The organism is Okeania hirsuta, assembly GCF_003838195.1.
Taxonomy (GTDB): Bacteria; Cyanobacteriota; Cyanobacteriia; order Cyanobacteriales; family Microcoleaceae; genus Okeania; species Okeania hirsuta.
Genome location: NZ_RCBY01000414.1, coordinates 1 through 3,660, shown reverse-complemented (window position 1 = coordinate 3,660; position 3,660 = coordinate 1). Strand labels below are relative to the sequence as shown.

Below are 3,660 nucleotides of genomic sequence, written 5' to 3'. Positions count from 1 at the left end.
AAAAAGCGCAGCTTTGCGTTAGCGCCAGCTTTGCTTTGCAATAGCAAGCGACAGCGTTTGCGGAGCATTCCGTCAGGAAAGTCATCGCAAAAACTCCGAGATTGCTTCCCTACACTGCGTTACGGTCGCAATGACAAATCAACCTGGAGTAAGTCCTGTTAATTTCATTGCAAGTGTTTACCAAAAATCATTGGGTCTAAAGTCCCGTCTTTTAAGACGGAGCAGAAATCTGTGTCTCAAAAACAACTTTTGATAATTTCCCCTCCTGGGAGGGGTTAGGGGTGGGTTGACTTCTAACTTCTGACTTCATTGACTTCTGGGGGGTTTGCTTGAGCCACAATCACATTAGCGAGACTGTTGCTGGGGTTTGTCCAAAAGGATAAACCATCGTATTTAGCAAACAAATCTGGGGGTAAAACCGTCTGTCGGGGTTGAAACTCCACTTTAGAGCGTACTGTATGTAAGCCTTTGGTATTCAGTCGATTATCAAACTCATCAGCTTGATACTCCACATTCTCAAAATCATGCTCGAAGGGTTCTTCCCCCAAAAACTGATAAATCAGGGACAGAGTTTTATCTGGAGCTTGGGCCAATATGTCATAATCCACTAGGAGTAATGAAGAACTATATTCGCTATAAAACGCTTCTTTGAGAGCGTTATAAGCAAATCCCACTAATCTTCCTCCCTGACTCAAAGCTTCCGTGCGAGTGTAAACCGTAGAACGTTCACCTGAATTGTTAAATAAGCGGGACACCTCAAAAGTATTTTTTCTGACTAACCTTTCCACACTATCCATAATCCAAGCCACATTGCGGACGCAGCAAATCACTTTAGAGTCAGGAAATAGGTCCTGAATTAAAGACAATTTGCTACACCAGAGACGGTTAGTATCAAAGATTACTTCTTTGTCCCCTTGTGCCTCATAAAATGTTGAAAAAATAGTTAAGGTTAATGCTCGTTTTTGTTCAGGTGTGATAAAGACCGAAAACTCATTGTTTTCGCTCATCGCTTCTAGTAGTCGGTTCACCAGACCCCCCACTGGACTAGACATCCCTGCATGAAACACAGGATTTTGGCGAAGTAAGGCTCCTAGTAAGGTGGAGCCAGATCGCGGTAGTCCTGAGATAAAATGGATTTTTTGTTTCATTCTCTACTTTTGGCTTTGGTTTGATAGGTGTTGAAAGCCAGAGTGAGATGGTGTTTGACCAGGCAGCCAGCAAATTCGGGAGATGTGGTAATCTCAAAACTAGAAGTTTGAGCAGTGGGTTTAGGGAATTTGAGTCACTACTGACAATTCAACAGATATTTAGGCATTTTCAGGAATTACGCATAAGGAATGAAATATCAACATTTGAGATTGCTTTCCTGACGGACTGCTCCGCAAACGCTGTCGCTTGCTATTGCAAAGCAAAGCTGGCGCTAACGCAAAGCTGCGCTTTTTCCTGACGGAATGCTCCGCAAACATGTCGGCGACAGCCGTTAGCGGAAGCTATGCGCCAGCAAAACGCAATGGCATAAATGCGTTATTTTGCGTAAGTCCTGATTTTATTTTACTGACGTAGTTAGGACACGCGCAAGATCAAATCAACGATGCAAAATTCAACAAAATCTATGACAGAGTTTGAGAATTTCTAAGTGTCCTAACCATGTTGCATTTGGATTATAATTCCACCCCCCCTAGTGTCAAGAGCATTTCGCCAATTGCATCAAATCTTTATGAAATTTTCATACTATTAATACATCTTAATGTTTAAGATTGCGATCGTTTATTTAATTAAAATTATTGAAAGGGGCGGGTTAATAATTAATACAGGGCTGACGCAAAGGCAATATATATGGATTGATCTAATTTCCTATTGTGAGGTACAGTGCTTTCGATCCCCCCTAACCCCCCTTGAGAAGGGGGGAACTGGAAGTCCCCCTTTTTAAGGGGGATTTAGGGGGATCGTTTCTAAATTCTCAATTCTAAATTCTCAATTCACTTTGGCTACTTATTAAACGAAAACTGAGCAAAACTTAATTCATTAACTTTATTCCAATTAAAAACTTGCTCTCGAAATTTTTTCCACTGTTGATAAACTTCGTTAAAACTCACAGAAAATAAATATAGCATTTCTCACCTTTTGTGAGTTACAGTGCTTTCGATCCCCCCTAACCCCCCTTGAGAAGGGGGGAACTAGAAGTCCCCCTTTTTAAGGGGGATTTAGGGGGATCGTTTCTAAATTCTCAATTCTAAATTCTCAATTCACTTTGGCTACTTATTAAACGAAAACTGAGCAAAACTTAATTCATTAACTTTATTCCAATTAAAAACTTGCTCTCGAAATTTTTTCCACTGTTGATAAACTTCGTTAAAACTCACAGAAAATAAATATAGCATTTCTCACCTTTTGTGAGTTACAGTGCTTTCGATCCCCCCTAACCCCCCTTGAGAAGGGGGGAACTAGAAGTTCCCATTTTTAAGGGGGATTTAGGGGGATCGTTTCTAAATTCTCAATTCACTTTGGGTACTTATTAAACGAAAACTGAGCAAAACTTAACTCATTCACTTTATTCCAATTAAAAACTTGCTCCCGAAATTTTTTCCACTTTTGATAAACTTCCTTAAAACTCCCATTTTTACTAGCATTTTCCTCATAAATCTGAAAAGCAGCCTTCTGAGCAGCTTGCATAATTTCTGGGCTAAAAGGTCTCAACTGAACACCCTTTTCAATCAATCTTGGCAACGCTTCACTATTCAAAACATCATATTGAGCCAACATATTCAAATTAGTTTCATAAGCAGCAGTCTGAAAAATTTCCTGATATTCCTTTGGCAACTTGTTCCAAGCATCTAAATTAATCAATAGATCTTCTGTCGCACCAGGTTCCCACCAACCAGGATAATAATAGTATTTTGCAGCCTTATATAAACCCAATTTCTCATCATCAGAAGGCCCACTAAATTCAGCAGCATCAATAGCTCCTCTTTCTAAAGCTAGATAAACTTCCCCACCAGGTAACACTTGAACATTTACTCCCAACTTACTCATCACATCCCCTCCCAAACCAGGAATACGCATTTTTAAACCATTGAGGTCAGCCAAAGTATTAATTTCCTCTCTAAACCAACCACCCATTTGCGCACCTGTGTTACCTGCAGGGAAGTTAATCACGTTAAAATCAGCATAAACTTTTTGTATAGCTTCTAAACCCCCTCCATGATATAACCAAGCATTCTGTTGTTGGGCAGTAAAACCAAATGGAACAGAAGTTGCAAAGACTAGGGCAGGATTTTTTCCTTTATAGTAATAACTAGAAGTATGACCACATTGTACGGTACCTTGTTGTACAGCATCTAAGACTTCCAACCCTCCGACTATTTCACCAGCTTGATAGGGAGTAATAGTAAATTTACCGTTGGTCATAACTGTGACGCGATCGCAAATCCTCTGTGCTCCACCAAACAAAGTATCCAGAGATTTCGGCCAACTCGTTGCCATTCTCCATTTTATCTGTTGGGGTTCGGTTTGACTCAATGCAGGTAAAGCAACTGCACTAGTAGTAGCAGCAGTAGCATAACTAATTAGGTTTCGACGTTTCATTATTTATTTATGTGTTATAGCAGGGAATAGGGAACAGTGGGAAAAACACTTCCTTTATGCGAATTCTCAATTCTC

The 3,660-nt window shown here is 40.1% G+C and carries 4 protein-coding genes; all 4 read right to left on the bottom strand.

Going from position 1 to position 3,660, the window contains the following annotated elements; all coding sequences use genetic code 11:
* Window positions 1-293 precede the first annotated feature (293 nt).
* The 4 genes from D5R40_RS31150 to D5R40_RS31145 all read right to left on the bottom strand — a co-directional run bounded on the left by D5R40_RS31150 (window position 294) and on the right by D5R40_RS31145 (window position 3,585).
* Window positions 294-1,148, bottom strand: coding sequence for a sulfotransferase family protein (locus tag D5R40_RS31150; RefSeq protein WP_124144178.1), 855 nt, complete (start codon window positions 1,146-1,148; stop codon window positions 294-296).
* Window positions 1,149-1,988: 840 nt separating this feature from the next.
* Window positions 1,989-2,114 carry a hypothetical protein gene (locus D5R40_RS41665; protein WP_275670318.1) on the bottom strand — a complete coding sequence of 42 codons (126 nt, stop codon included), beginning with the start codon at window positions 2,112-2,114 and terminating at the stop codon, window positions 1,989-1,991.
* 141 nt (window positions 2,115-2,255) lie between these two features.
* Window positions 2,256-2,381 carry a hypothetical protein gene (locus D5R40_RS41660; protein ID WP_275670318.1) on the bottom strand — a complete coding sequence of 42 codons (126 nt, stop codon included), beginning with the start codon at window positions 2,379-2,381 and terminating at the stop codon, window positions 2,256-2,258.
* 118 nt (window positions 2,382-2,499) lie between these two features.
* Window positions 2,500-3,585 (bottom strand): TRAP transporter substrate-binding protein, encoded by a 1,086-nt coding sequence (locus tag D5R40_RS31145; protein WP_124155736.1) that lies wholly within the window; start codon window positions 3,583-3,585, stop codon window positions 2,500-2,502.
* Window positions 3,586-3,660: the final 75 nt, after the last annotated feature.